The sequence below is a fragment of the Pseudomonas sp. MWU318 genome (genome assembly GCF_016756945.1).
Lineage (GTDB): Bacteria > Pseudomonadota > Gammaproteobacteria > Pseudomonadales > Pseudomonadaceae > Aquipseudomonas > Aquipseudomonas putida_A.
Window position 1 is genome coordinate 189,433 of sequence record NZ_JAESJL010000008.1, and the last position, 24,656, is coordinate 214,088.

At 60.7% G+C, this 24,656-nt stretch carries 19 protein-coding genes and 4 tRNA genes; 4 read left to right on the forward strand and 19 right to left on the reverse strand.

Annotation, left to right across the window (positions count from 1 at the left end; all coding sequences use genetic code 11):
- Positions 1-151: 151 nt before the first annotated feature.
- From JN524_RS19645 to leuC, 9 genes are all read right to left on the reverse strand, one after another.
- The gene (locus JN524_RS19645; protein ID WP_202370413.1) at positions 152-796 is read right to left on the reverse strand and encodes a phosphoribosylanthranilate isomerase; all 645 of its coding nucleotides are present in this window, start codon (positions 794-796) and stop codon (positions 152-154) included.
- Positions 797-860: 64 nt separating this feature from the next.
- Positions 861-1,685, reverse strand: a complete 825-nt coding sequence (truA, locus tag JN524_RS19650; protein ID WP_047600206.1) for a tRNA pseudouridine(38-40) synthase TruA — start codon at positions 1,683-1,685, stop codon at positions 861-863.
- Between the two features lie 248 nt (positions 1,686-1,933).
- The gene (locus JN524_RS19655; protein WP_202370414.1) at positions 1,934-4,573 is read right to left on the reverse strand and encodes a FimV family protein; all 2,640 of its coding nucleotides are present in this window, start codon (positions 4,571-4,573) and stop codon (positions 1,934-1,936) included.
- Positions 4,574-4,782: 209 nt separating this feature from the next.
- A complete protein-coding gene (locus JN524_RS19660) occupies positions 4,783-5,793 on the reverse strand; it encodes an aspartate-semialdehyde dehydrogenase (protein WP_202370415.1) in 1,011 nt (336 codons plus the stop codon).
- Between the two features lie 272 nt (positions 5,794-6,065).
- Positions 6,066-7,178, reverse strand: a complete 1,113-nt coding sequence (asd, locus tag JN524_RS19665) for an aspartate-semialdehyde dehydrogenase (protein ID WP_003226428.1) — start codon at positions 7,176-7,178, stop codon at positions 6,066-6,068.
- 66 nt (positions 7,179-7,244) lie between these two features.
- A complete protein-coding gene (gene leuB, locus JN524_RS19670) occupies positions 7,245-8,327 on the reverse strand; it encodes a 3-isopropylmalate dehydrogenase (RefSeq protein ID WP_202370416.1) in 1,083 nt (360 codons plus the stop codon).
- A gap of 55 nt (positions 8,328-8,382) precedes the next feature.
- On the reverse strand, positions 8,383-9,150 hold the full coding sequence (locus JN524_RS19675) for a class I SAM-dependent methyltransferase (protein WP_202370417.1): 768 nt from the start codon (positions 9,148-9,150) through the stop codon (positions 8,383-8,385).
- Between the two features lie 119 nt (positions 9,151-9,269).
- A complete protein-coding gene (leuD, locus tag JN524_RS19680; RefSeq protein WP_007969234.1) occupies positions 9,270-9,914 on the reverse strand; it encodes a 3-isopropylmalate dehydratase small subunit in 645 nt (214 codons plus the stop codon).
- 12 nt (positions 9,915-9,926) lie between these two features.
- On the reverse strand, positions 9,927-11,345 hold the full coding sequence (gene leuC / locus JN524_RS19685; protein WP_027611528.1) for a 3-isopropylmalate dehydratase large subunit: 1,419 nt from the start codon (positions 11,343-11,345) through the stop codon (positions 9,927-9,929).
- Positions 11,346-11,486: 141 nt separating this feature from the next.
- On the opposite strand from leuC, the gene JN524_RS19690 reads away from it, so the two are divergent.
- The gene (locus JN524_RS19690) at positions 11,487-12,377 is read left to right on the forward strand and encodes a LysR family transcriptional regulator (RefSeq protein ID WP_202370418.1); all 891 of its coding nucleotides are present in this window, start codon (positions 11,487-11,489) and stop codon (positions 12,375-12,377) included.
- 68 nt (positions 12,378-12,445) lie between these two features.
- The gene (locus tag JN524_RS19695; RefSeq protein ID WP_202370419.1) at positions 12,446-15,724 is read left to right on the forward strand and encodes a sensor domain-containing protein; all 3,279 of its coding nucleotides are present in this window, start codon (positions 12,446-12,448) and stop codon (positions 15,722-15,724) included.
- Between the two features lie 48 nt (positions 15,725-15,772).
- Here JN524_RS19695 and JN524_RS19700 read toward each other — a convergent pair whose 3' ends face one another.
- The 10 genes from JN524_RS19700 to gltX all read right to left on the reverse strand — a co-directional run bounded on the left by JN524_RS19700 (position 15,773) and on the right by gltX (position 21,787).
- On the reverse strand, positions 15,773-16,216 hold the full coding sequence (locus JN524_RS19700) for an Hsp20 family protein (RefSeq protein ID WP_007969230.1): 444 nt from the start codon (positions 16,214-16,216) through the stop codon (positions 15,773-15,775).
- 121 nt (positions 16,217-16,337) lie between these two features.
- Positions 16,338-17,297 carry a tRNA dihydrouridine synthase gene (locus JN524_RS19705; protein WP_003226441.1) on the reverse strand — a complete coding sequence of 320 codons (960 nt, stop codon included), beginning with the start codon at positions 17,295-17,297 and terminating at the stop codon, positions 16,338-16,340.
- Between the two features lie 165 nt (positions 17,298-17,462).
- Positions 17,463-17,900 carry an acyl-CoA thioesterase gene (locus JN524_RS19710; RefSeq protein WP_202370420.1) on the reverse strand — a complete coding sequence of 146 codons (438 nt, stop codon included), beginning with the start codon at positions 17,898-17,900 and terminating at the stop codon, positions 17,463-17,465.
- A gap of 46 nt (positions 17,901-17,946) precedes the next feature.
- Positions 17,947-18,780, reverse strand: coding sequence for an alpha/beta fold hydrolase (locus JN524_RS19715; RefSeq protein ID WP_139055557.1), 834 nt, complete (start codon positions 18,778-18,780; stop codon positions 17,947-17,949).
- Positions 18,781-18,810: 30 nt separating this feature from the next.
- Positions 18,811-19,350, reverse strand: coding sequence for a TetR/AcrR family transcriptional regulator (locus JN524_RS19720; RefSeq protein WP_007969225.1), 540 nt, complete (start codon positions 19,348-19,350; stop codon positions 18,811-18,813).
- 181 nt (positions 19,351-19,531) lie between these two features.
- Positions 19,532-19,607 (reverse strand) — tRNA-Glu (locus tag JN524_RS19725).
- An 81-nt stretch (positions 19,608-19,688) separates the two neighbouring features.
- Positions 19,689-19,764 (reverse strand) — tRNA-Ala (locus tag JN524_RS19730).
- A gap of 53 nt (positions 19,765-19,817) precedes the next feature.
- Positions 19,818-19,893 (reverse strand) — tRNA-Glu (locus JN524_RS19735).
- Positions 19,894-19,972: 79 nt separating this feature from the next.
- A tRNA-Ala gene (locus tag JN524_RS19740) sits at positions 19,973-20,048 on the reverse strand.
- A 257-nt stretch (positions 20,049-20,305) separates the two neighbouring features.
- Positions 20,306-21,787, reverse strand: a complete 1,482-nt coding sequence (gene gltX, locus JN524_RS19745; RefSeq protein ID WP_097088657.1) for a glutamate--tRNA ligase — start codon at positions 21,785-21,787, stop codon at positions 20,306-20,308.
- Between the two features lie 229 nt (positions 21,788-22,016).
- Here gltX and JN524_RS19750 point away from each other — a divergent pair, with 229 nt between their 5' ends.
- Together JN524_RS19750 and JN524_RS19755 are read left to right on the forward strand one after the other, a co-directional pair.
- Positions 22,017-23,066: an HlyD family secretion protein gene (locus tag JN524_RS19750; protein WP_202370421.1), complete on the forward strand. Its 1,050-nt coding sequence runs from the start codon at positions 22,017-22,019 to the stop codon at positions 23,064-23,066.
- Positions 23,056-24,606 carry an MDR family MFS transporter gene (locus JN524_RS19755; protein WP_202370422.1) on the forward strand — a complete coding sequence of 517 codons (1,551 nt, stop codon included), beginning with the start codon at positions 23,056-23,058 and terminating at the stop codon, positions 24,604-24,606. Before JN524_RS19750 ends, JN524_RS19755 begins: the two co-directional genes overlap by 11 nt.
- The last annotated feature ends 50 nt before the right edge of the window (positions 24,607-24,656 follow it).

Consider the following 24,656-nt stretch of genomic DNA (forward strand, 5'->3'; position numbering starts at 1 on the left):
GCGTATGCCCTTCAGCTAAATTCATGTGTGTGGCGATGGTTGACGGAACACCGCGGTCAGCGCGAAACATGACCTGCGTGCAACTCCAGAAACCCTCAGCCTCGCCTGCTTTGTGCAAGTGCATTGATGGACGGCGGCAGTTCGCCAGCCGTCACATCGAAGTAGACGCTCCCTGCGAGCGGCTACGTACGGCATTGATGAACGCGCGGATCTTCGCATGATCCTTGATGCCCTTGCTCGCTTCTACCCCGCCGCTGACATCGACCGCGTAAGGTTTGACCCGCGCCACGGCGTCGGCGACGTTTTCCGGGGTGAGGCCACCGGCCAGGATCAGCGGCTTGCTCAAAGTTTGCGGAATCAAAGACCAGTCGAACGCCTCGCCGGTTCCGCCCGGCACGCCTTCGACGTAAGTGTCGAGCAGCACCCCACTGGCACTCGGATAGGCATCGACGGCAGCGGCGATGTCGTCGCCAGCCTTGACCCGCAATGCCTTGATGTACGGACGATGCCAACCTTCGCACTCTTCAGCGGTCTCGTCGCCATGGAACTGCAACAGATCCAGCGGCAAGGCATCGAGGATTTCCCCCAGCTCGCAGCGGCTGGCGTTGACGAACAGGCCCACCGTCGTCACGAACGGTGGCAAAGCCTGGATGATCGCCCTTGCCTGCTGCACGCTCACTGCACGCGGGCTCTTGGCGTAGAACACGAACCCGATCGCATCCGCCCCGGCCTCGACCGCTGCCAACGCATCTTCTATGCGGGTAATCCCGCAGATCTTGCTGCGAACGGCTGACATATCGAGAAAAACTCCGCGTCAAATTCGGGAAAGTCCCGGATGGTAACAAATGCGTTCGAGGGCGTCAGCCGTCAAGTTCCGAGAAACCCGTAAGGAAATGTGGCCCGATAAAACGCTCGGGCAACGGAAATTCGTCGTGATACTCGACCTGCACCAGGTATAGCCCGTACGGATGCGCTGTCACGCCACCGGAACGGCGCTCGCGGCTTTCCAGCACTTCCTTCATCCACTCGACAGGGCGCTCGCCGGCACCAATGGTCATCAGCACACCGGCAATGTTGCGCACCATGTGGTGCAAAAAGGCGTTGGCGCGGATATCGAGAACGATCATCTTGCCGTGACGGGTCACGCGCAGATGATGCATCTTCTTGATCGGCGACTTGGCCTGGCACTGCCCTGCACGGAACGCACTGAAATCATGAGTACCGATCAGGTATTGCGCCGCTTCAGCCATGCGCTCGACGTCGAGCGGGCGGTGGTTCCAGGTGATTTCTTCGTTGAGATGCGCCGGACGAATCTGATCGTTGTAGATGACATAGCGATAACGCCGGGCGATGGCTTTGAACCGTGCATGAAAATGCGCCGGCATCACCCGCGCCCAGCTGACACTGATGTCGTGGGGCAGATTGATATTGGCGCCCATCACCCAGGCTTTTAGCGAACGATCGACTTGCGTGTCGAAATGCACCACTTGTCCGCAAGCGTGCACGCCCGCGTCGGTACGTCCGGCGCACTGCAGTGAAACCGGCGAGTTGGCGACTTTCGACAAGGCTTTTTCGAGCTCTTCCTGCACCGTGGCCACGCCGGTCAACTGACGCTGCCAGCCGCTGTAGCGCGAACCTTTGTATTCGACGCCAAGCGCGACGCGGTAAAAGCCGTCGGGTGCCATTTCGGCGACCGGGTTATCTATGTTTGCCAAGGAGGGACAGCCTGCTGAGGTACAAAGGCGGGCATTATAAGGCCGTGAGTCGGGGATGCCAGTTTCGAGATCAAAAGATCAAAAGATCGCAGCCTTCGGCAGCCCCTACAGAGGAACGCAATCTCATGTAGGAGCTGCCGCAGGCTGCGATCTTTTGATTTTAAAAAGCAAACAAAAACGGCAGCCTCAGTGGGCTGCCGTTTTTATTTACCGCTGGCTCATGCCAGGTGCGAAAGCATTTCCTTGGCCTCGCCACGCTGCTTCTCGTCACCCTCGGTCAACACTTCGTTGAGGATGTCGCGTGCGCCGTCGCTGTCGCCCATATCGATGTAGGCCTGGGCCAGATCGAGTTTGGTGGCGGCTTCGTCGGTGCCGGCGAGGAAGTCGAAGTCGTCTTCACCCAGATCATCACCCAATGCCGCATCGGCTTCGGTGAAGGTCGGCTCGGCGATGCTCTGCGACAGGCGATCCAGCTCGGCGTTGACGTCATCCAGCTCTGCCGCGAAGGCATCCGGTTCGGCCGGGGTCGTATCCATCTCGTCAGCCAGCGACAGATCGAAATCCGCCGGCAGCTCCAGATCGTCCTGTGGCACTTCGTTGGCGACCACAGGCTCGGCCGGCGCCAGATCTTTCACGCCTTCGTCCAGATCCAGCAGGAAATCATCATCCGCCAGATCCGCCGCCGGAGGTGGCGCAGGCTCGGCACCCAGATCCAGATCAAGGTCGAAGTCCGACAGGTCGTCGAGGTTCTCTTTGATCTCGGTCTGCTGTTGCAGCACCGACTCAAAGCTCAGATCGTCGTCGGCCGGGAATTCGTCCAACTCTACCGGTGCTTCAGGTGCGACGACAGGGGCAGGCTCAACCGGAGTAATGTTGTCGAGATCGTCCAGGCTCAGGTCGAACGCGCTGTCGAGGTCGTCTGCCGCAGACTCAGGCGCAGGCGCCTCAGGCTCGTCGAGCAGCAGCTCCTTGACGTATTGCGCGTCCAGCTCGGCGGCGGCCGCAGCAGCGGCCAGACCCGCGACAGCGACTACCGCCATGGCCGGGAAGCGTTTTTTCAGCTCTTCGACCTTGGCGAAGTTATCGCCGTTGGCCACCAGCTGACGCTCCTGAGCGACGAACGCATCGCGGTCGCCTTGTTGACCGTAGACTTCCATCAGCTTCAGGCGCAGGTCGCTGCGTTGTGGCTCAAGACTGACGCCCTCTTCCAGCAGAGCTGCAGCCTGATTCAGGCGACCGGCATTGATGTGCGACTGCGCTTTGTCCAGCACGTCATCGGAACGCTCGGCGGACGGCGCGACCAATGGCGCGGCAATCGGCTCGGCCATGACCACCGGAGCCACTACCGCAGCAGGCGCTGGCGCGGGTGCGGGTGCCGGGGTGTTGAGTTTGACGCTGGCTGCAGGTGTTTCCAGGCCTTCGAAGCTGCTTTCCGGCAGATCCTGCTCGGCAGAGAACTCTTGTTCTTCCGCCAGGGCGCGGGCCATGCGCAGGTGTTTCTCGGCTTCCTGCTGGGCTTTGCGGCGACGGGCCAGCAGCAACAGCAGAAGCAGCAACACCACCGCACCGCCACCGATCAGACCCAGCAGGATCGGATTGGTCAGCAGTTCGTTGAAGGTTTTATCCTCGTCAACAACCGGTTTCGGCGCGACCACCGGTGTTTCGGCAGGCGTCTCGACCGGTGGCGCAATCGCCGACTCTGGCGTTGGCGCAGCTTCTGCCGGGGTGGCTGGCGGGGTTGCAGCCAATTCGGCGGTGATCGCCGGTACGGCAGCAGTGGCGGCTGGCGCAGCGCCCGGGCCTTCGGCCTGCATCTTCGCCAGTTGATTGTTCTTCAGCTCGATCAGGCGTTGCAGCTTGTCCAACTGACTTTGCAGATCGGCCATGCGGCTTTTCAGTTCCTCGTTGTCACGACGGGTCGTGTCGAGGCTTTCCTGAGTCACCGCCAGCTTGTTGCTCAAGGCCTTGGCATCGCCGGCCGGGCCTTTGCCACGCCCTTTGGCGTTTTCGGCAGAGACCAGACTCAGGTTGTCCTTGGCATTCTGGCCGGCGCCGACATTGCTGCGACCACGCTTGGTGGCATCGAGCTGCTGCTGGCCGGTACCCGGCTTGGCCACATAGCGACGACCCTGACGCCAGGCTTCGTTCTGCGCGGCGACTTCGGCAATCGCTTTCGATTGCGGCAGCGCGGTGCTTTCCACCGAGTCCGGCAGGCGCAGCACCTGACCGGTTTTCAGCCGGTTGATGTTGCCGTCGATGAACGCATCCGGGTTGAGCGCCTGAATCGCCAGCATGGTCTGCTGCACCGAACCGCCGGTGCGCGCCTTCGCGGCGATTTCCCACAAGGTATCGCGCGGCGTGGTGGTGTATTGATTCGGGTGAGTCGCGCCGGTGGTCGGTGCGGTGATGGTCTGCGACGGCGCCGGTTGCGCGGCGGCGTCAGCGGTCTGTGGCGAGAATTTCGACGGATCCAGCAGCACACTGTAATCGCGCAGAAGACGGCCGTTGGGCCACATCACCTGCACGAGGAATTTCACCATCGGCTCCGACAGCGGCTTGCTCGAAGTCACGCGCAGCACGCTTTTGCCGCTGGCGTTGAGCACCGGGGTGAACGTCAGGTCGTTGAGGAAGGCCTGGCGATCGACGCCGGCCTTGGCGAAATCTTCGGGTGAAGCCAGGCTCGGCACCACTTCGGCAGCAGTGAGATCCTTGACGTCGAGCAGCTCGATCTCGGCCACCAGCGGCTGGTTCAGGGTCGACTTCAGGGTCAGCTCCCCGAGCCCGAGGGCATGCGCCATACCGGAGGACAGCGCCGAGGCGGCCGCTATTGCTAACACCAGTTTGCGAACTTGAACCATAGCCTCATCCTTTGTTTGAACGTTCCTCGGCCAGCGAGAAGATGTTGATTGCCGCTGCCGTAAGGCATTGCGCGCGACGACGACAGACTGCCGCGCGCGATCATTTCTTTGATGCCCCGGAAAGTCCCGGAGGGTGACACGTTATCGAGTGCTCCGGGCAAGCATAGCGCTCACCTAGAATCAGTCGACAAATTGTTGCCAAGTATCTTTTACAGCAGGTCTTTTATCAACAATTCAGCGACCTGCACAGCATTCAGGGCCGCGCCTTTGCGTACGTTATCTGACGTCAGCCACAGATTAAGTTCCGCCGGGTCGTCGACACCGCTGCGCACCCGACCGACATAGACAACGTCCTGCCCCACCGCGTCACCCACCGCGGTCGGATAATCGCCGGCTTCAACCAGCTCGATACCGGGCGCATCCTCAAGCGCAGCGTTGACCTTTGCCAGGTCAATCGCACTCGCTGACTGCAAGGTCACGCTATAGCTATCGCCAAAAAACACCGGGGCTTGAACGCAAGTGACGGAAATCTTTAATAAAGGCTGCTTCAGCACCTGACGCAACTCGCGCACCAGACGTTTTTCCAGCAGCGTGTGGCCTTGAGCGTCGGGCGTGCCGACCTGGGCCAACAGGTTGAAGGCCATCTGCCGATCGAAAAAAGTCGGCTCCAGCGGACGCATGTTCAGCAACTCGGCGGTCTGTCGCGCCAGCTCGGTCACAGCCTCGCGACCCTGGGCGGACACGGCCAGATTGGCGGTGACGTTGACGTATTGCAGCTCAATCAAATCGAGAAGCGGCGCCAGCACCACGGCCAGCGTCGTCGCCGAAGGGCTTGGGCTGCTGACCTTGAACGGTGCTTTCAGACCGGCGATCACCTCAGCGTTGGCCTCCGGCACCACTTGCGGCGCCTGCTCGGCCGGCAATGCGCCGGACAGATCGATCAGCGAGCAACCGGCCGCATGAGCACGCGCCGCGTAACTCAGGGAAACGGCAGCGCCAGCGGCGAAGAACACCAGTTTTACCTTGCTGAAATCGAACTCGTCGACTTCACGCACGCGCACGTTCTTGTTGCGAAACAGCACCGAGCTGCCAGCGGATTCGCTGCTCGCCAGCAAGTGCAGGTTGCCGACCGGAAAGTCGCGCTCTTCGAGAATCTGTACGAGGGTTTCGCCGACAGTACCGGTGGCGCCGACGACGGCAATATCAAGGGTCTGGGTCATGGTTCTACCTCTGGCGAAACGGGGGGAGCGGCACTTTACCGGGTGACTGGCATGCAGGCAATTTCTGTCGGGGATTTGTGGCGCCTGTACCGGCCTCATCGCTGGCAAGCCAGCTCCACAGTGGTCGATGTGGGACGCAGATGTTTGTACATACCTGAAAACTGTGGGAGCTGGCTTGCCAGCGATGAGGCCAGACCTGATACCCGAAAATCCAAGGCATAAAAAAACCCGCACCTCTCACAAGGCACGGGTTCTTTCATTGCATCAAGCGATCAACGCTCCAGCAAAATCCGCAGCATGCGACGCAGCGGTTCGGCCGCGCCCCACAGCAGTTGGTCGCCGACGGTGAAGGCACCGACGAATTGCGAGCCCATGTTCAGCTTGCGCAGACGACCCACCGGTACGTTCAGGGTGCCGGTGACCTTGGTCGGGCTCAGCTCCTGCATGCTGATGTCGCGGTTGTTCGGCACCAGTTTGACCCAAGGGTTGTGCTGGCTGATCAGCCCTTCGATATCAGCGATCGGCACGTCTTTGTTCAGCTTGATGGTCAGCGCCTGGCTGTGGCAACGCATGGCGCCGATGCGCACGCAGATGCCGTCGACCGGGATCGGGCTCTTGAAGCGGCCGAGGATCTTGTTGGTCTCGGCCTGAGCCTTCCACTCTTCACGGCTCTGGCCGTTCGGCAGTTCCTTGTCGATCCACGGGATCAGGCTGCCGGCCAGCGGCACGCCGAAGTTTTCGGTCGGGTACGCGTCGCTGCGCATGGCTTCGGCCACGCGACGGTCGATGTCGAGGATCGCGCTGGCCGGATCGGCCAGTTGATCGGCCACCGCAGCGTGGGTCGCGCCCATCTGTTTGATCAGTTCACGCATGTTCTGCGCGCCGGCACCGGAGGCCGCCTGATAAGTCATGGCGCTCATCCACTCGACCAGACCGGCCTCGAACAGACCGCCCAGGCCCATCAGCATCAGGCTGACGGTGCAGTTGCCGCCGATGTAGTTCTTGGTGCCCGCGTCCAGTTGCTGGTCGATGACCTTGCGGTTGACCGGGTCGAGAATGATGACCGCGTCATCGTTCATCCGCAGGCTGGAAGCCGCGTCGATCCAGTAACCCTGCCAGCCGGCTTCGCGCAGCTTCGGGAACACTTCGCTGGTGTAGTCGCCGCCCTGGCAGGTCAGGATCACGTCGAGGGTTTTCAGCTCTTCAATGCTGTAAGCGTCCTTGAGCGGAGCAATGTCCTTGCCCACGGACGGGCCTTGGCCACCGACATTGGAAGTGGTGAAAAACACCGGCTCGATAAGATCGAAATCCTGCTCTTCCAGCATCCGCTGCATGAGCACGGAACCGACCATGCCGCGCCAACCGATCAGACCTACACGTTTCATCGCAACTACACCTTCTTGAAAAGTGGGCCGCTGCTTTGTATTGAATTTCGCAGCGGGCCCGAGAGATTACAGATTCCGCAGCGCGGCGACTACTGCGTCACCCATTTCCTGCGTTCCGACTTTAGTGCAACCGGCCGAATAGATGTCACCGGTACGCAAGCCTTGATCCAGCACCACGCTGACGGCCTTCTCGATGGCATCGGCCGCATCGTGCAGATTGAAGCTGTAACGCAGCATCATCGACACCGACAGAATGGTCGCCAACGGGTTGGCAATGCCTTTGCCTGCGATGTCCGGCGCCGAACCGTGGCACGGCTCGTACATGCCCTTGTTGTTCGAATCCAGCGAGGCCGACGGCAGCATGCCGATCGAACCGGTGAGCATCGAGGCTTCGTCGGAGAGGATGTCGCCGAACATGTTGTCGGTGACGATCACGTCGAACTGCTTCGGTGCGCGCACCAGTTGCATGGCGGCGTTGTCGACGTACATGTGGCTCAGTTCGACTTCAGGGTAATCCTTGGCGACCTGCTCGACCACTTCACGCCACAGTTGGCTGGACGCCAGCACGTTAGCCTTGTCCACCGAGCACAGCTTCTTGCCGCGAACCATGGCCATGTCGAAACCGACGCGGGCGATGCGGCGGATTTCGCTTTCGCTGTACGGAAGGGTGTCGTAGGACTGACGCTCGCCGCTTTCCAGGGTACGAGTGCCGCGTGGCGCGCCGAAGTAAATGCCGCCGGTCAGCTCACGCACGATCAGGATGTCCAGACCGGCAACGATTTCCGGCTTCAGGCTTGAAGCGTCGGCCAGTTGCGGGTAGAGGATCGCCGGACGCAGGTTGCCGAACAGGCCCAGTTGCGCACGGATTTTCAGCAGACCACGCTCAGGGCGGATGTCACGCTCGATGGTGTCCCATTTCGGGCCGCCCACGGCGCCCAGCAGGACTGCATCGGCAGCACGGGCACGCTCGAGGGTTTCGTCGGCCAACGGCACGCCATGCTTGTCGATGGCGGCGCCACCGATCACGTCATGGCTCAGCTCGAAGCCCAGGCTGTACTTGTCGTTGGCCAGCTCCAGCACCTTGACCGCTTCGGCCATGATTTCCGGACCAATACCGTCACCTGGGAGAATCAGAATCTGCTTGCTCATGCTTTCCTCGTGTCTTCAATCGGTGCGCCTCTGACAGGCGCGCCCGGAAAAATGCTTAGCGTTCAGCCATCAGTACGATTACATCTGTACTGAACGAGCCGTCGGCATCAATCTCAAAATATTCTCGTACTTCGTTGCCCATCGACTGCTGCAACTGGCGGATCGCTGCGCGCATCACCTCGGGCGTGCGCATGCGCTCGACCCAACTGCTGTATTCCAGACGCAGGCGCTGACGACTGGTGCTGCGGGTATGCAGCCCGGCCTCGCTGACCTGCCGCAGCCACTCGCCGGCGGAATAATCGCGCACGTGGCTGGTGTCGCGCAGCACTTCGACGCTTTGCAGGTAAGTGTCGAACAACGGACTGCCCGGTGACAACACGTCGATGAACGCTGCCACACCGCCCGGTTTCAGCACCCGACGCACTTCGCGCAGCGCCACCCCGAGATCGCTCCAATGGTGCGCCGAATAACGGCTGAACACGTAATCGAATTCACCATCGGCAAACGGCAGGCGCTCGGCGGCACCGTTGACCGTGGAGATATTGGCAAAACCGCGATCCACAGCCGCAGCGGCCACCACGTCGAGCATTTGCTGCGACAGATCGTAGGCCACCACTTCCTTGACCAGCGGCGCCACATGAAAACTCACATGACCGGCGCCGCACCCCAGGTCCAGCACCCGGGCCGCGCCCTGCCCTGCCAGCTCAGCCTGTAGCAGCGCGAATTCGGTGCCTTGCGCGTGAACGGCGCTGCTCAGGTAGGCGGCGGCCTGTTCACCGAATTGCTTTTGTACAACCTGGGTGTGCTGGGCGGTGCTGGTCATGGCGGTTTCCTTTCATTTTCAAGATCAAAAGATCGCAGCCTGCGGCAGCTCCTACAGGTTTACGCGGCCCATGTAGGAGCTGCCGAAGGCTGCGATCTTTTCCGTGTCGCCGCAAATCATTACGCGTCGCGAAACAGCCACGGCTGGCTCACACGATGCTTGGCCTCGAACGCCGCAATCGCATCGCCGTCCTGCAAGGTCAGGCCGATATCGTCCAGACCGTTCAACAAGCAATGCTTGCGGAACGCGTCGATCTCGAAGCGGTACACCTTGCCGTTCGGGCTGGTCACGGTCTGCTCGTGCAGATCGATCTGCAATTGATAGCCCGGCTCGGCCTCGACCTGCTTGAACAATTCATCGACTTCAGCGTCGCTCAGGATGATCGGCAGCAAGCCGTTCTTGAAGCTGTTGTTGAAGAAGATGTCGGCGTAGCTCGGCGCGATGATGCTGCGGAAACCGTATTCTTCCAGTGCCCACGGGGCGTGTTCACGGCTGGAGCCGCAACCGAAGTTCTCGCGGGCCAGCAACACACTGGCGCCTTGATAACGCTCGGCGTTGAGCACAAATTCCTTGTTCAACGGGCGCTTGGAGTTGTCCTGGTACGGCTGGCCGACATCCAGGTAACGCCACTCGTCGAACAGGTTCGGGCCGAAACCGGTGCGCTTGATCGACTTCAAAAACTGCTTGGGAATGATCTGGTCGGTGTCGACGTTGGCACGATCCAGAGGCGCGACAAGACCAGTGTGCTGGGTAAAAGCTTTCATGCTGCGCTCCTTTTAGATCAATTCACGAACGTCGATGAAACGACCGTTCACCGCCGCCGCAGCGGCCATGGCCGGGCTCACGAGGTGGGTACGGCCACCGGCGCCCTGACGGCCTTCGAAGTTACGGTTGGAGGTCGAGGCGCAATGCTCGCCGGACTCCAAACGGTCCGGGTTCATCGCCAGGCACATCGAGCAACCCGGCTCACGCCATTCGAAACCGGCTTCGAGGAAGATCTTGTCGAGACCCTCGGCTTCCGCCTGCGCCTTCACCAGACCCGAACCCGGTACGACAATCGCCTGCTTGATCGTCGAAGCGACTTTGCGGCCCTTGGCGATCACGGCCGCAGCGCGCAAATCTTCGATGCGCGAGTTGGTGCAGGAGCCGATGAACACGCGATCCAGCTGAATGTCGGTGATCGCCTGATTGGCGGTCAAACCCATGTATTTCAAGGCGCGGACGATCGAATCGCGCTTGACCAGATCCATCTCTTTGGCCGGATCCGGCACGTTCTGATCAACGGCCAACACCATTTCAGGCGAAGTGCCCCAGCTGACTTGCGGCTTGATCTGCGCCGCGTCGAGTTCAACTACGGTGTCGAACTTGGCATCAGCGTCGGAGACCAGGTCTTTCCAGGCTTCAACCGCCTGATCCCACTGCGCGCCTGTCGGTGCGAACGGACGGCCCTTGACGTACTCGACGGTTTTTTCATCCGCGGCCACCAGACCCACGCGGGCGCCGGCCTCGATGGACATGTTGCAGATGGTCATGCGGCCTTCGACGGACAGGTCGCGGATCGCGCTGCCGGCGAATTCGATGGCGTGGCCGTTACCGCCGGCGGTACCGATCTTGCCGATTACCGCGAGGACGATGTCCTTGGCCGTCACACCGAATGGCAACTGGCCTTCGACGCGCACCAGCATGTTCTTCATTTTCTTCGCGACCAGGCACTGGGTGGCGAGCACGTGCTCCACTTCGGAAGTGCCGATCCCGTGTGCCAAGGCACCGAAAGCGCCGTGGGTCGAGGTGTGCGAGTCGCCGCAGACCACGGTCATGCCCGGCAAGGTCGCGCCCTGCTCCGGGCTGATAACGTGGACGATGCCCTGACGGATGTCGTTCATCTTGAACTCGACAATGCCGTACTCATCACAATTGTCATCGAGGGTCTGAACCTGCAAACGCGAGACCTGGTCGGCAATGGCTGCGATGCCGCCCTTGCGCTCTGGCGTGGTCGGTACGTTGTGGTCCGGGGTCGCGATGTTGGCATCGATGCGCCACGGCTTGCGCCCGGCCAGACGCAGGCCTTCGAAGGCTTGCGGCGAGGTCACTTCGTGGATGATGTGACGATCGATATAGATCAGCGCCGAGCCATCGTCGCGCTGTTTGACCAAATGCGAATCCCAGAGCTTGTCGTAGAGCGTTTTGCCGGCCATTAGACGGTTCCTCATCAGCTTGTTTCTATGCCCTGGGCTTATCAATAACCCTTTGGCTTGTGAGGCCGATCCTATGGGGTTACATTAAATAACTCAAATTCATATTTTTTATGCTTTGGATAACCAACTGGAATACGAACCATGGATCTGGCCAACCTCAATGCTTTCATCGCCATCGCCGAGACCGGCAGCTTCTCCGGCGCCGGGGAACGCCTGCATCTGACGCAACCGGCGATCAGCAAACGCATCGCCGGACTGGAGCAGCAATTGAAGGTGCGGCTGTTCGACCGACTCGGTCGTGAAGTGGGGCTGACCGAGGCTGGCCGCGCCCTGCTGCCTCGGGCATATCAGATTCTCAACGTGCTGGACGACACCCGCCGCGCCCTGACCAACCTGACCGGCGAAGTCAGCGGCCGGCTGACCCTGGCCACCAGTCACCACATCGGCCTGCACCGTTTGCCGCCACTTTTGAGGGAATTCACCCGCCGCTACCCGCTAGTGGCGCTGGATATTCAGTTCCTCGATTCGGAAGTGGCCTACGAAGAAATCCTCCATGGCCGTGCGGAACTGGCAGTGATCACCCTGGCGCCGGAACCGCACACGCTGGTCAAGGCCACGCCGGTGTGGGACGACCCGCTGGATTTCGTGGTGGCGCCGGAACATTCGCTGATCAGCAAGGGCGCAGTGAGCCTGGCGGACATTGCCGGTCATCCGGCGGTTTTTCCCGGAGGCAACACCTTCACTCATCACATTGTCCAACGCTTGTTCGAAGCCCAGGGGCTGACGCCGAACATCGCCATGAGCACCAACTACCTGGAAACCATCAAGATGATGGTCTCCATTGGTCTGGCCTGGAGTGTTCTGCCACGCACCATGCTTGATGAACAGGTCGCGCGCATACCTTTGCCAGGCATACAGCTCAGTCGCCAGCTAGGCTATATCGTGCACACCGAACGGACGCTGTCGAATGCGGCAAGGGCTTTCATGGCCTTGCTGGATGCGCAAATCGATCTGCCAGGGACTCCAGGCTAACTTGTGCTACTCCTATAGAGCCGCTGTCCCTGTGCCTAACGCCACCATCAGCTCAAGGCCCGTTAACAATGCCGAAATCTGTTGACCGAATTCCGCCGATGCCGCGTATTCAGGCCATTGATCCGCGACGTTCCGAGCAGAGCTGGGAGAGTGCGCCGCAATTGCTCGCCGCACTCAACGGCGCCCGGCTCGGTGCCTGGTATTGGGACATCGAGCGCGGGCAGATCAGCTGGTCACGGGGTACCCAGGCGCTGTTCGGCTTCGATCCACGGCAACCGCTGCCCCAGGACCTGGAATATCTCGACCTGCTGCCGCCCGAGGATCGGGCGAAAACCGTGCGCGCCTTCCACGCAGTGATTGCCGGCGCGCCGCTGGAACAGGCGATGCACCATCGCATCCGCTGGCCCGACGGCAGCCTGCACTGGCTGGAAATCAGCGGCAGCCTGCTGCCGGACAAACACGGCCGGCCCCGAATGATCGGGGTGATTCGCGAAATCACCCACCAGCGTCAACGTGAACAGGCTCTGAGCAGCTCGGAGAAACGTTTCGCCACACTTTTTCACCTGTGCCCGAACATGGTGCTGCTGACGCGCCAGGAAGACGGCCTGATCACCGAAGCCAACCAGTATTTCGAAAGCCTGTTCGGCTGGCCGGTACAGAGCGCCATTGGCCGCACCACACTGGAACTGGGCCTGTGGGTACACCCCGAGCAACGCGCAGAACTGGTGAAAAAGACCAAGGCCAAAGGTGAATTGGTCAGCATGGAAGTGCAGTTTCGCGCCAGCAACGGGCAGATTCATGACGGCATTCTCAGCGCGCAGAAGGTCGAACTCGAAGGCCAGCCGTATCTGCTCAGCACGTTTCTCGACACCACCGAACGCAAAGCCGCCGAACACGCCTTGAAAGACAGTCAGGAACGCCTTGATCTGGCGCTGGACTCGGCGCAACTCGGCACCTGGGACTGGCACATTCCCAGCGGCATGCTCTACGGCTCGGCGCGGGCCGCGCAACTGCACGGGCTGGAGCCGATCCCGTTTCACGAATCGTTCGAAGAGTTTTTCGAAGGCGTGCCCGGCGAAGAACGCGACAGCATGCGCGACGCCTACCGCAGCCTGCGCGAAGGCCCGGCCGGCAACTATCAACTGACCTATCGCGTGCAACTGGCGGATGGCAGCTCACGCTACCTGGAAAGCCGCGCCCGCCTGTATCGCGACGAAAACGGCGCGCCGCTGCGCATGGCCGGGACCTTGCTGGACATCACCGATCAGGTCGAGCGCGAGCAACGCCTGGTCGCCTCCGAAGAGAAATTCGCCACGCTGTTCCAGGTCAGCCCCGACCCGATCTGCGTTACCCGTCAGGACAGCGGCGAGTTCATCGAAATCAACAACAGCTTCACCCAGACCTTCGGCTGGAGCGCCGCCGATGTGATCGGGCGCACCGCCGAAGACATCGGCCTGTGGGACGCCTCGGCGAAGAGTCTGCAACGCATCGAACGCGTCATCCGCGAACAGGGTCTGAGCAATGTCGCGATCATCGTCCAGCACAAGGACGGCCAGTCGCTGACGTGCGTGATTTCCAGCCGGCAGATCAGCGTCGGCAATCAGCCGTGCATCGTCACCACCCTGCGCGACATCACGCAACAACAGCGCTCCGAGGCCGCACTCAAGGCCAGCGAAGAGAAATTCGCCAAGGCGTTCCACTCCAGCCCCGACGCGATCACCATCACCGAACGTGACACCGGGCGCTATCTGGAGGTCAACGACGGTTTCTGCCGCCTCACCGGTTATCGTGCTGAAGAAGTGGTGGGCAAAACCGTGTACCAGATCGGCATCTGGGCCGAAGAGAAACAACGCTCGGCTCTGCTTGCCGAACTGCAGATCAAGGGCCGCGTGCACCATCAGGAAATGCTCGGGCGCAACAAGCGCGGCGAACTGCTGACGGTGGAAGTCTCGATCGAACCGATCACCCTCAACGAAACCGCGTGCCTGCTGCTGACCGCCCGGGATGTGAGCCTGCTGAAAAACGCCGAAGCGCAGATCCGCCATCTGGCCTATCACGATCCGCTGACCAATCTGCCCAACCGCGCCTTGCTGATGGATCGCCTGAGCCAGCAGATCGCCCTGCTCAAGCGCCACAACCTGCGCGGTGCGCTGCTGTTCCTCGACCTTGACCACTTCAAGCACATCAACGACTCGCTGGGTCATCCGGTCGGCGATACGGTGCTGAAAATCATCACCGCGCGGCTTGAAGCCAGCGTGCGCATGGAGGACACCGTTGCGCGCCTGGGTGGCGATGAATTCGTGGTGCTGCTTAGTGGCCTGGAAGGCACGCGCAACGAGGTCAGTGCACAAGTGCGGGAACTGGCCGACACCATTCGCGAACTATTGTCGGAGCCGATGTTCCTCGACGGCCAGCGCCTGCAGGTGACACCGAGCATCGGCGTGGCACTGATTCCCGATCACGGCTCGACCCCGACCGACCTGCTCAAACGCGCCGACATCGCCCTGTACCGGGCCAAGGATTCCGGGCGCAACACCACGCAGATGTACCACAACACCATGCAGAAAGCGGCCAGCGAGCGGCTGCGCATGGAGACCGACCTGCGTCTGGCGCTGTCGCGCGGCGAGTTCAACGTGCACTACCAGCCGCAGGTCGATGCGCAGGACAACCGCATCATTGGTGCCGAAGCCCTGGTGCGCTGGAATCACCCGGAACTCGGCGCGCAATCGCCCACCGAATTCATCAAGGTGCTGGAAGACAGCGGCCTGATTCTGGAAGTCGGCACCTGGATCCTCGATGAGGCCTGCGAGGCGTTCAAACAATTGATCGCACTGAAACTGGTCGACCCGCTCAACTTCAGCCTGTGCGTAAACATCAGCCCACGGCAGTTCCGCCAGAACGACTTCGTCGAACGCATCGAACACAGCATGAGCAGCCACGGCCTGCCCTGCTCGCTGCTGAAACTGGAGATCACCGAAGGCATCGTCATCCAGAACCTGGAAGACACCATCAGCAAAATGCGTCGCCTGAAAAAACTTGGTGTGAGCTTCGCCATGGACGATTTCGGCACCGGCTATTCATCGCTGACCTACCTCAAGCGCCTGCCGGTGGACACCCTGAAAATCGACCAGTCGTTCATCCGCGACGCAACCACCGACCCCAACGACGCCGAGATCATCCGCGCCATCGTCGCCATGGCCCGCAGCCTGGAACTGGAGGTGATTGCCGAAGGCGTGGAGACGCCGGAGCAACTGGCGTTCCTGCAGGGGCTGGGCTGCCATTTGTATCAGGGCTATCTGCACAGTCGGCCGGTGGCGTTGGAGGCGTTGAAAAAAATGCTCGAATGACGAGCACAAAAAAAGGGCGCCAGTGGCGCCCTTTTTTCTTGCTCGGCCTTATTGCAGAACCGGCTTCTGCGCTCCGTTGATCGGGATGCGCTTGGCTTTCGCTTCTTCCGGGATCACCCGCAACAGGTCGATGCTCAGCAGACCGTTGCTCAGATCGGCGGCCTTGATCTCGATGTGATCGGCCAGGCGGAAGGACAGCTTGAAAGCACGCTGGGCAATGCCTTGATGCAGGAAGGTCACGCCTTCGTTGGCATCACGCTTGCCGCCACTGATGGTCAGCACACCCTTCTCGACTTGCAGCTCCAGGTCTTCTTCCTGGAAACCGGCGGCCGCTACGACGATACGGTATTGATCGTCACCGTGTTTTTCCACGTTGTAGGGTGGGTAGGTGCTGCCTGGCTCGTTGCGCAGCGCGGTTTCGAACAGGTCGTTGAAACGGTCGAAACCCACCGAGGAACGGAACAGTGGTGCCAGGGAAAATGCAGTACTCATGGTTCAAATCTCCTGAAAACAATCAGCAAGGTTTTTTGACTCCGCGACCCGAATTCGGCATCGCGTAACCCTTAGATAGGGACCGCCAAAATGATTTCAAGAGAGTATTTGCAGATTTTTTTCAGGCTGCTTCGGCGACCGGCAAACCCAGCAAACGCGAGACTTGATCCGGTTCTGTCTCGCGACGCAGCACGGTAAACAGCTCGGTCGCCTCGGGATAATTGCGCGTCAGCATCGCCAGCCATTGCTTCAAGCGACCCGGCGATTGACGTGCGGTCATCTGCGCCTTGGCTTGCAACCAGAAGTCCTGGATCAGCGGCAGCAGCTCGGCCCAGCTCATCTCGACCACTTCTTCACCGGCGCGCGCGGCAGCGATCTGCCGGGCCAGATCCGGGCGCGATACCAGACCGCGTCCGAGCATGATGTCTTCGACGCCACTGATCTCGCGGCAGCGGCGCCAGTCTTCGACGCTCCAGATATCACCGTTGGCGAACACCGGCACCTTGACCACGTCCTGCACCCGCGGAATCCACTCCCAATGCGCCGGCGGCTTGTAGCCATCAACCTTGGTTCGGGCGTGAACCACAATGTGTTCGGCGCCGCCCTCGGCCAGCGCGGTGGCGCAGACCAATGAGCCGTCCGGGCTGTCGAAACCGAGGCGCATTTTCGCGGTGACCGGAATATGTGCCGGCACGGCGCGACGCACATGCTCGACGATGGAGTTGAGCAGCTCCGGCTCCTTGAGCAGCACCGCCCCACCCCGGGACTTGTTGACGGTCTTGGCCGGACAGCCGAAGTTCAGGTCGATCACTTCCGAGCCGAGCTCGCAGGCCAGCGCCGCGTTTTCCGCCAGGCACACCGGATCGGAACCCAACAATTGCACACGCAGCGGCACGCCGGAACGGGTGCGGGCGCCGTTGAGCAGCTCCGGGCCGAACTTGTGGAAGTAGGCCGGGGTAAGCAACTGATCGTTGATCCGAATGAATTCGGTCACGCACCAGTCGATGCCGCCAACGCGGGTCAGCACGTCGCGCAGGATGTCGTCGACCAACCCCTCCATGGGCGCCAGGGCAATTTGCATGGGGAAAACACTACTCAGGAAGAAAAAACGTGCGGCAGTTTACTGGATATCGCGCAAATCCGCAGATCCCTGTAGGAGCTGCCGAAGGCTGCGATCTTTTGATTTTGCTTTTTTTAGATCAAGATCAAAAGATCGCAGCCTTGGGCAGCTCCTACAGGGATCGGGTCAGGCTGGGGACAGGATTGCCGGGCCGTAGCCCTCGATAAACTCCGCCGGCATGCGCTTGGGCTTGCCGCTGGACAGTTCGATGCAGACGAAAGTGGTCTGGGCACGCAGCAGGGTGGCGTTGTCGCTGGGGCGGATCAGCTGGAAGTGCCGGGTCATTTTCAGGCGCTGATCCCAATCGACGATCCAGGTCGCCAGTTGCAGCTCGTCGCCTTCGTAGGCAGCCGCGAGATAATCGATTTCGTGACGCACCACGGCCATCGCCCGATCCAGGCGCCGGTACTCGACCAGGTCCAGCCCCAGACGCTGCGAGTGGCGCCAGGCGCAGCGTTCGAGCCAGGTCACGTACACCGCGTTGTTCGCGTGGCCCAGCCCGTCGATGTCCTCGGCGCCTACTTGCAGATCAATGGTGAACGGCGTTGCCCGATCCCAGCCCATGCCCCACTCCCGGTCAGATGATTCAACCGGGGCAGTGTAACGGATGTCAGGCCGATTGCCGCGCTTGAAGGCTGCGCCCCGCCAACAGTGATAACACACCATCAACCACCCGAGGGTCGGCCAGCACCCGCTGGTGGCCGCCGCTTTCCAGGCGCAGCAGGCGACTGTCGAACCAGGATTCGTGGATCAATTGCGATTCCTTGACCGAGACGAAGGTATCGTCCTCGGCATGCACGATCAGGCCCGGCATATCCAGTTGATAGTGCGCGACATCAAGGGTCGCGGCGCGCATGCCGACGTCCTGCTCGACCTGGCGGATGAACGCCGATCGGGCCCGCGGTGGCATGCCGACGTAGCGGGCGAAACCGCGCAGCACGCCGAGGATCCGTGCGGGGGCAGCGATACTGACCAGGGTTTCGGTGCGCAGGCCCAGTTGCACCGCGAGCATGGCACTGGCGCCGCCCATGGAGTGGCCGATGACGGCTTGAAGAGGAGGCAATTCGGCGGCCGCTTCGAGCATGGCGCGGGCGAACAGTACGACGTTGGCTTCACGCCCCGGCGAACGACCATGAGCCGGGCCATCAAGGGCAACGACGGTGTAACCGGCCTCGACCAACGCTGTGATCAACGCCGCAAACTGGGTGGGCCGCCCTTCCCAACCGTGCATCAACAGCACCGCCGGTCCCTGCCCCCAGCGCAGCGCCGATAGGCCGAAGCGCAGCGTGATGCGTTCTGAACTCGCCAGCAGCGGCAGCTCCCAATCACGCAGCGGCAACGTGCGCGGCGTCATGAACGCCTGACGCATTTTGCTTGCTACTCGTTGCGGTGCAATCCAGCCCAAGGTGCCATTAACGCCACGAACCCACTTCAACGTGTTCATCGCTTTCTCCTCAGGCGTGTTGCCTTCAGGTCAACGCACCGCCGACTTGGCAGCGCGCAGCAATCGATCGGATAAATCGCCCGGGCCCAGCGCGCGTGCCAGCGCCAGACCACCCACCATCAACGCCACATCGGCCAACGCCTTGTCGGTGTCCTCGGGGCTGGACGCCAACTGCGCAATCATCAGTTCCAGGTGTTCGTTCAGCGCAATGCGGAAGGATTCCGGCAGACGCCCAAGTTCGCCAATAGAGGCCGGAATCGGACACGCAGCATCGCTGGAATCACGGTGCTTGCGCGACAGGTAGAACGCAGCGACCAGGGCGCGACGCTCTTCACCGGTCAGCTCGGAATCCATGTCGGCAATCAGGTCGCGTCGACGGCTGAGCAGTTGCTTGAACGCCTCGAGCATCATGGCGTCCTTGCTTTCGAAGTGTGCGTAGAAACCACCGACGGTCAGGCCGGCGGCGCCCATCACTTCGCCCACGCTGGGATCCGCCGGGCCACGCTGCATCAGTGCGGCGCTGGCAGCCTTGAGGATGCGTTCGCGGGTTTGAGCTTTTTTATCGTTCATCGTTGCCTCCGAATATTACGACTAGAATATTATTCGCATAATAATATTCCGCAAGTCGAGGATATGACCGCTGGTCTGAAGCACAGTGTAAGGAAAAAGGAGAGTTGGCCAAACGCCAGACAAACAAAAGGGCCATTCAATAATTGAATGACCCTTATAAATCCCGCAGAGCGGGTAATCGTGGCGTCCCCTAGGGGACTCGAACCCCTGTTACCGCCGTGAAAGGGCGGTGTCCTAGGCCACTAGACGAAGGGGACACAAACCCTTCTATACAGCTGATCAGTGCTGAGATCTGATCTGATTCAAGGCCGGTGTGGCCAGACCTTGAACTGTAAAATTGGTGGAGCTAAGCGGGATCGAACCGCTGACCTCCTGCATGCCATGCAGGCGCTCTCCCAGCTGAGCTATAGCCCCGGATTTTTCGCCTCGCGGCGGAGTGACATCTTGCAACATCACTTCTGTAAAACTGGCGTCCCCTAGGGGACTCGAACCCCTGTTACCGCCGTGAAAGGGCGGTGTCCTAGGCCACTAGACGAAGGGGACGCAAACCCTTCTATACAACTGATCAACGCTGAGTGTTGATCGCTTCGGAGCCGGTGTGGCCAAGCTTCGAAGTGTAAATTGGTGGAGCTAGACGGGATCGAACCGTCGACCTCTTGCATGCCATGCAAGCGCTCTCCCAGCTGAGCTATAGCCCCTCATCGTTGATGTCATCGCTGAGGACGGGGCGAATCTTAAGGGCGTATCGAAAGCCTGTCAAACTTATTTTTGAAAAATTTCAAAGTTTTTTGTCGGCATAACAATCACTTACCGCCCTCCCCCCGAAAATCCGGGAGGTTTACGCACACCGCCGACCTGTAGGGGCTGGCGCAGGCTGCAATCTTTTGACGTTGCTTCAGGAAACAAGATCAAAAGATCGCAGCCTTCGGCAGCTCCTACACAAAGCCGCAAGTGCTTAGGCTATGGCGCCCAGCAGCTTTTCCCACTCTTTGTTTTCTTTCTTCGACACGCCACCCAGCAGGTCAATCGCCTGGCGCAGACGGAAACGGGTCAGATCCGGGCCGAGGATTTCCATCGCATCGAGCACCGACACCGAACTCGCCTGCCCGGTGATCGCGGCAAACATCAGCGGCATCGCATCGCGCAGCTTCAGTTCGAGGGATTCGACCACCGCCTGAATCGTTGCGGTGATGCTGTCCTTCTCCCACTGACGCAGGCTTTCCAGCTTCCACAGGATCAATTGCATCAACTGACGCACCTGATCACCGGAAAGCTTTTTCGATTCGAACAGCTTGGCATCCGGGTTCACGCCACCGGCAAAGAAGAAGCCGCCCAGCGGTGCAACCTGGCTGAAGGTCTCCACGCGCCCCTGAACCAGCGGTGCGATCTTCATCATGTACTCGGAATTGAACGCCCACTTCTGCACGCGTGCGGCGAACTCTTCCACCGGCAGGTCACGCAGCCACTGGCCGTTGAGCCACGACAGTTTCTCGATGTCGAAGATCGGCCCGCCGAGGGACACACGCTTGAGGTCGAAGTTATCGACCATTTCCTGCAGCGAGAACTTCTCGCGTTCGTCGGGCATCGACCAGCCCATGCGACCGAGGTAGTTGAGCATCGCTTCGGGCATGAAGCCCATGCGCTCGTAGAAGGTCACCGAGGTCGGGTTCTTGCGCTTGGACAGCTTGCTCTTGTCCGGGTTACGCAGCAGCGGCATGTAGCACAGCTCCGGTTGTTCCCAGCCGAAATATTCGTAAAGCAAAATCAGTTTCGGCGCCGATGGCAGCCATTCTTCGCCGCGCAGCACGTGGGTGATGCCCATCAGGTGGTCGTCGACCACGTTGGCGAGGAAGTACGTCGGCAGGCCGTCGGTCTTCATCAGCACTTGCATGTCCATGCGATCCCACGGGATCTCGACATCGCCACGCAGCATGTCCGGCACCACGCAGACGCCTTCGGTCGGCACTTTCATGCGGATAACGTGCGGTTCGCCGGCGGCCAGACGGGCCGCGACTTCTTCCTTCGACAGCAGCAGCGCGCGGCCGTCGTAACGCGGGGTTTCGCCGCGCGCCATTTGCTCGGCGCGCATCTCATCCAGTTCTTCAGCGGTGCAGAAGCATGGGAACGCATGGCCCATGTCGACCAGTTGCTGGCAATACTTCTGATAGATATCGCCACGCTCGCTCTGCCGGTACGGGCCGTGCGGGCCGCCAACGTCCGGGCCTTCGCTCCAGTCGATCCCCAGCCAGCGCAGGGCGTCGAAGATCTGCTGTTCGGACTCGCGGGTCGAACGCAACTGGTCAGTGTCTTCGATGCGCAGGATGAACTCACCGCCATGCTGCTTGGCAAAGCAGTAGTTGAACAATGCGATGTAAGCGGTACCTACGTGGGGGTCCCCGGTAGGCGATGGCGCGATGCGAGTGCGGACGGTGGTCATGGCATGTCTCGAAAAGAATGAAAAGCAAAACAATCAAGCGGCGAATGGTAACAGGCGACACCCGCCCCGCTCCAGCGGGCAGGGCATTTAAGCCAAGTTTGCGTCTGTAACGCCCATAGACCGTGGTGACGGGCTGAATATCAGCCATCGGCATTTACCGTTTATCGGCGGTATGCCAGATTCAGCCGCAGATAACTTTCCTTACAATTCCTCGACTACAGTTTGCCTCATGCCTGCCCAACTCAAGCGTCGCCTGTTTATTTTCCTGCTCCTGGTGCTGTTGATTGCCGGGGGCTTCTTCGCCCATTGGTTTTTCAAGGGGCGCTTTTATGAAAGCACCGATAACGCCTATGTCCAGGGCGAGATCACCCGCGTCTCCAGCCAGTTGAGCGCGCGCATCGACGAAGTGCTGGTGCAGGACAACCAGCACGTGGAAAAAGGCCAGTTGCTGGTGCGCCTCGAACCCAATGATTTCCGCCTCGCCGTCGATCGCGCCAATGCCGCCCTCGCCACTCGCGAAGCCGAGCGCTTACAGGCACAAAGCAAATTGACTCAACAATCGAGCCTGATCGCCGCCAGTGACGCGCAAGTGGCGACCACTCAAGCCACGCTTGGCCGCTCGCAGATGGATTTATCGCGTGCTGAAACCCTGCGCAAACCCGGCTACGTTTCCGAAGAACGAGTGACCACCCTCTCCGCTGACGCCCATATCGCCCGCTCGCAAGTGGCCAAGGCCCAGGCCGATGCACAGAGCCAGCGCCAGCAGGTCAACGCACTGACGGCCGAGATCAAACGCCTCGACGCGCAGATTGCCAACGCCCGTGCAGACATCGCCCAGGCCGAACTCAACCTCACTCGCAGCGAAATCCACGCGCCGATCAGCGGCATGGTCGGCCAGCGCGCCGCACGCAATGGCCAAGTGGTGCAGGCCGGCGCGTATCTGCTGTCGATCGTCCCGGACGAAGACATCTGGGTGCAGGCCAACTTCAAGGAAACCCAGATCGGCCACATGCAGCCCGGACAGAAAGCCGAGCTGACCTTCGATGCCTACAGCGACACGCCGATCGAAGCGCGAGTCGACAGCCTGTTCGCCGCCTCCGGTGCGCAGTTCAGCCTGTTGCCGCCGGATAACGCCACCGGCAACTTCACCAAAGTCGTGCAGCGGATTCCGGTGAAGCTGACCTTCAAGGCCGATAACCCGCTGCACGGCAAGATCCGCCCGGGCATGTCGGTCACCGCCACCGTGAACATCAAAGACACCCCAGACAATGGCCGGTGATTCGCTGATCCGCCCGGTCGGCGAACCGACCCGGCGGGACTGGATTGCGGTAATGAGCGTGATGCTCGGCGCCTTCATGGCGGTGCTCGACATCCAGATCACCAACTCCTCGCTCAAAGACATTCAAGGCGCGCTGTCGGCGACGCTGGAAGAAGGCTCGTGGATTTCCACCTCGTATCTGGTCGCGGAAATCATCATGATTCCGCTGACCGCGTGGCTGGTGCAGTTGCTCTCGGCACGGCGCCTTGCGGTGTGGGTGTCGCTGGGGTTTCTGGTGTCCTCGTTGCTGTGTTCGATGGCCTGGAGCCTCGAAAGCATGATCGTCTTTCGCGCCATGCAGGGCTTCACCGGCGGCGCGCTGATCCCGCTGGCGTTCACCCTCACCCTGATCAAACTCCCCGAACACCACCGCGCCAAAGGCATGGCGATGTTCGCCATGACCGCGACCTTCGCCCCCTCCATCGGCCCGACCCTTGGCGGCTGGCTCACGGAAAACTGGGGCTGGGAATACATCTTCTACATCAACATCCCGCCGGGGCTGATCATGATCGCCGGACTGATGTACGGACTGGAGAAGAAAGAAGCGCACTGGGAGCTGCTGAAAAGCACCGACTACACCGGAATTCTCACACTGGGTGTCGGCCTCGGCTGCCTGCAAGTCTTTCTCGAAGAAGGCCACCGCAAGGACTGGCTCGAATCGAACCTGATCGTGACCCTGGGCAGCATTGCCCTGCTGAGCCTGATCACCTTCGTCATCGTGCAGATTTCCAAACCCAACCCGCTGATCAACCTCGGCATCCTGCGCAATCGCAACTTCGGCCTGTCGAGCATTTCCAGCCTGGGCATGGGCGTCGGCTTGTATGGCTCGATTTATCTGCTGCCGCTGTACCTGGCGCAGATCCAGAACTACAACGCCCTGCAGATCGGCGAAGTGATCATGTGGATGGGCGTGCCGCAGCTGTTCCTGATTCCGCTGGTGCCGAAGCTGATGAAGTTCGTTTCGCCGAAGTGGCTGTGCACCCTGGGCTTCGGGTTGTTCGGGCTGGCGAGTTTTTCGTCGGGGGTGCTCAACCCGGATTTCGCCGGGCCGCAGTTCAATCAGATCCAGATCATCCGGGCACTGGGCCAGCCGCTGATCATGGTGACCATTTCGCTGATCGCCACCGCGTACATCCTGCCGCAGGACGCGGGGTCGGCATCGAGCCTGTTCAACATCCTGCGCAACCTGGGGGGCGCGATCGGCATCGCCCTGCTCGCCACGCTATTGGATGCACGCACCAAGACTTACTTCGATTATTTGCGTGAAGCGGTGGTGCCGACCAATCCGCAAGTGGCCGAGCGACTGGCATCAATGACCGACCGCTTTGGCAGTGACACGGCGGCGCTCGGCAAGTTGAGTGAGATCGTGCATCAGCAGGCGTTGATCATGGCCTACAACGACGCGTTTCATTTCGTCGGGATTGCGCTGGGGGTCAGCATGCTGGCGATCTTGTTGACCAGGAAATTGCCGCAAGGGCTGAAGGCTGGGGAAGCGCATTAAACTGAACACCACCCTGTAGGAGCTGCCGAAGGCTGCGATCTTTTGCTTTT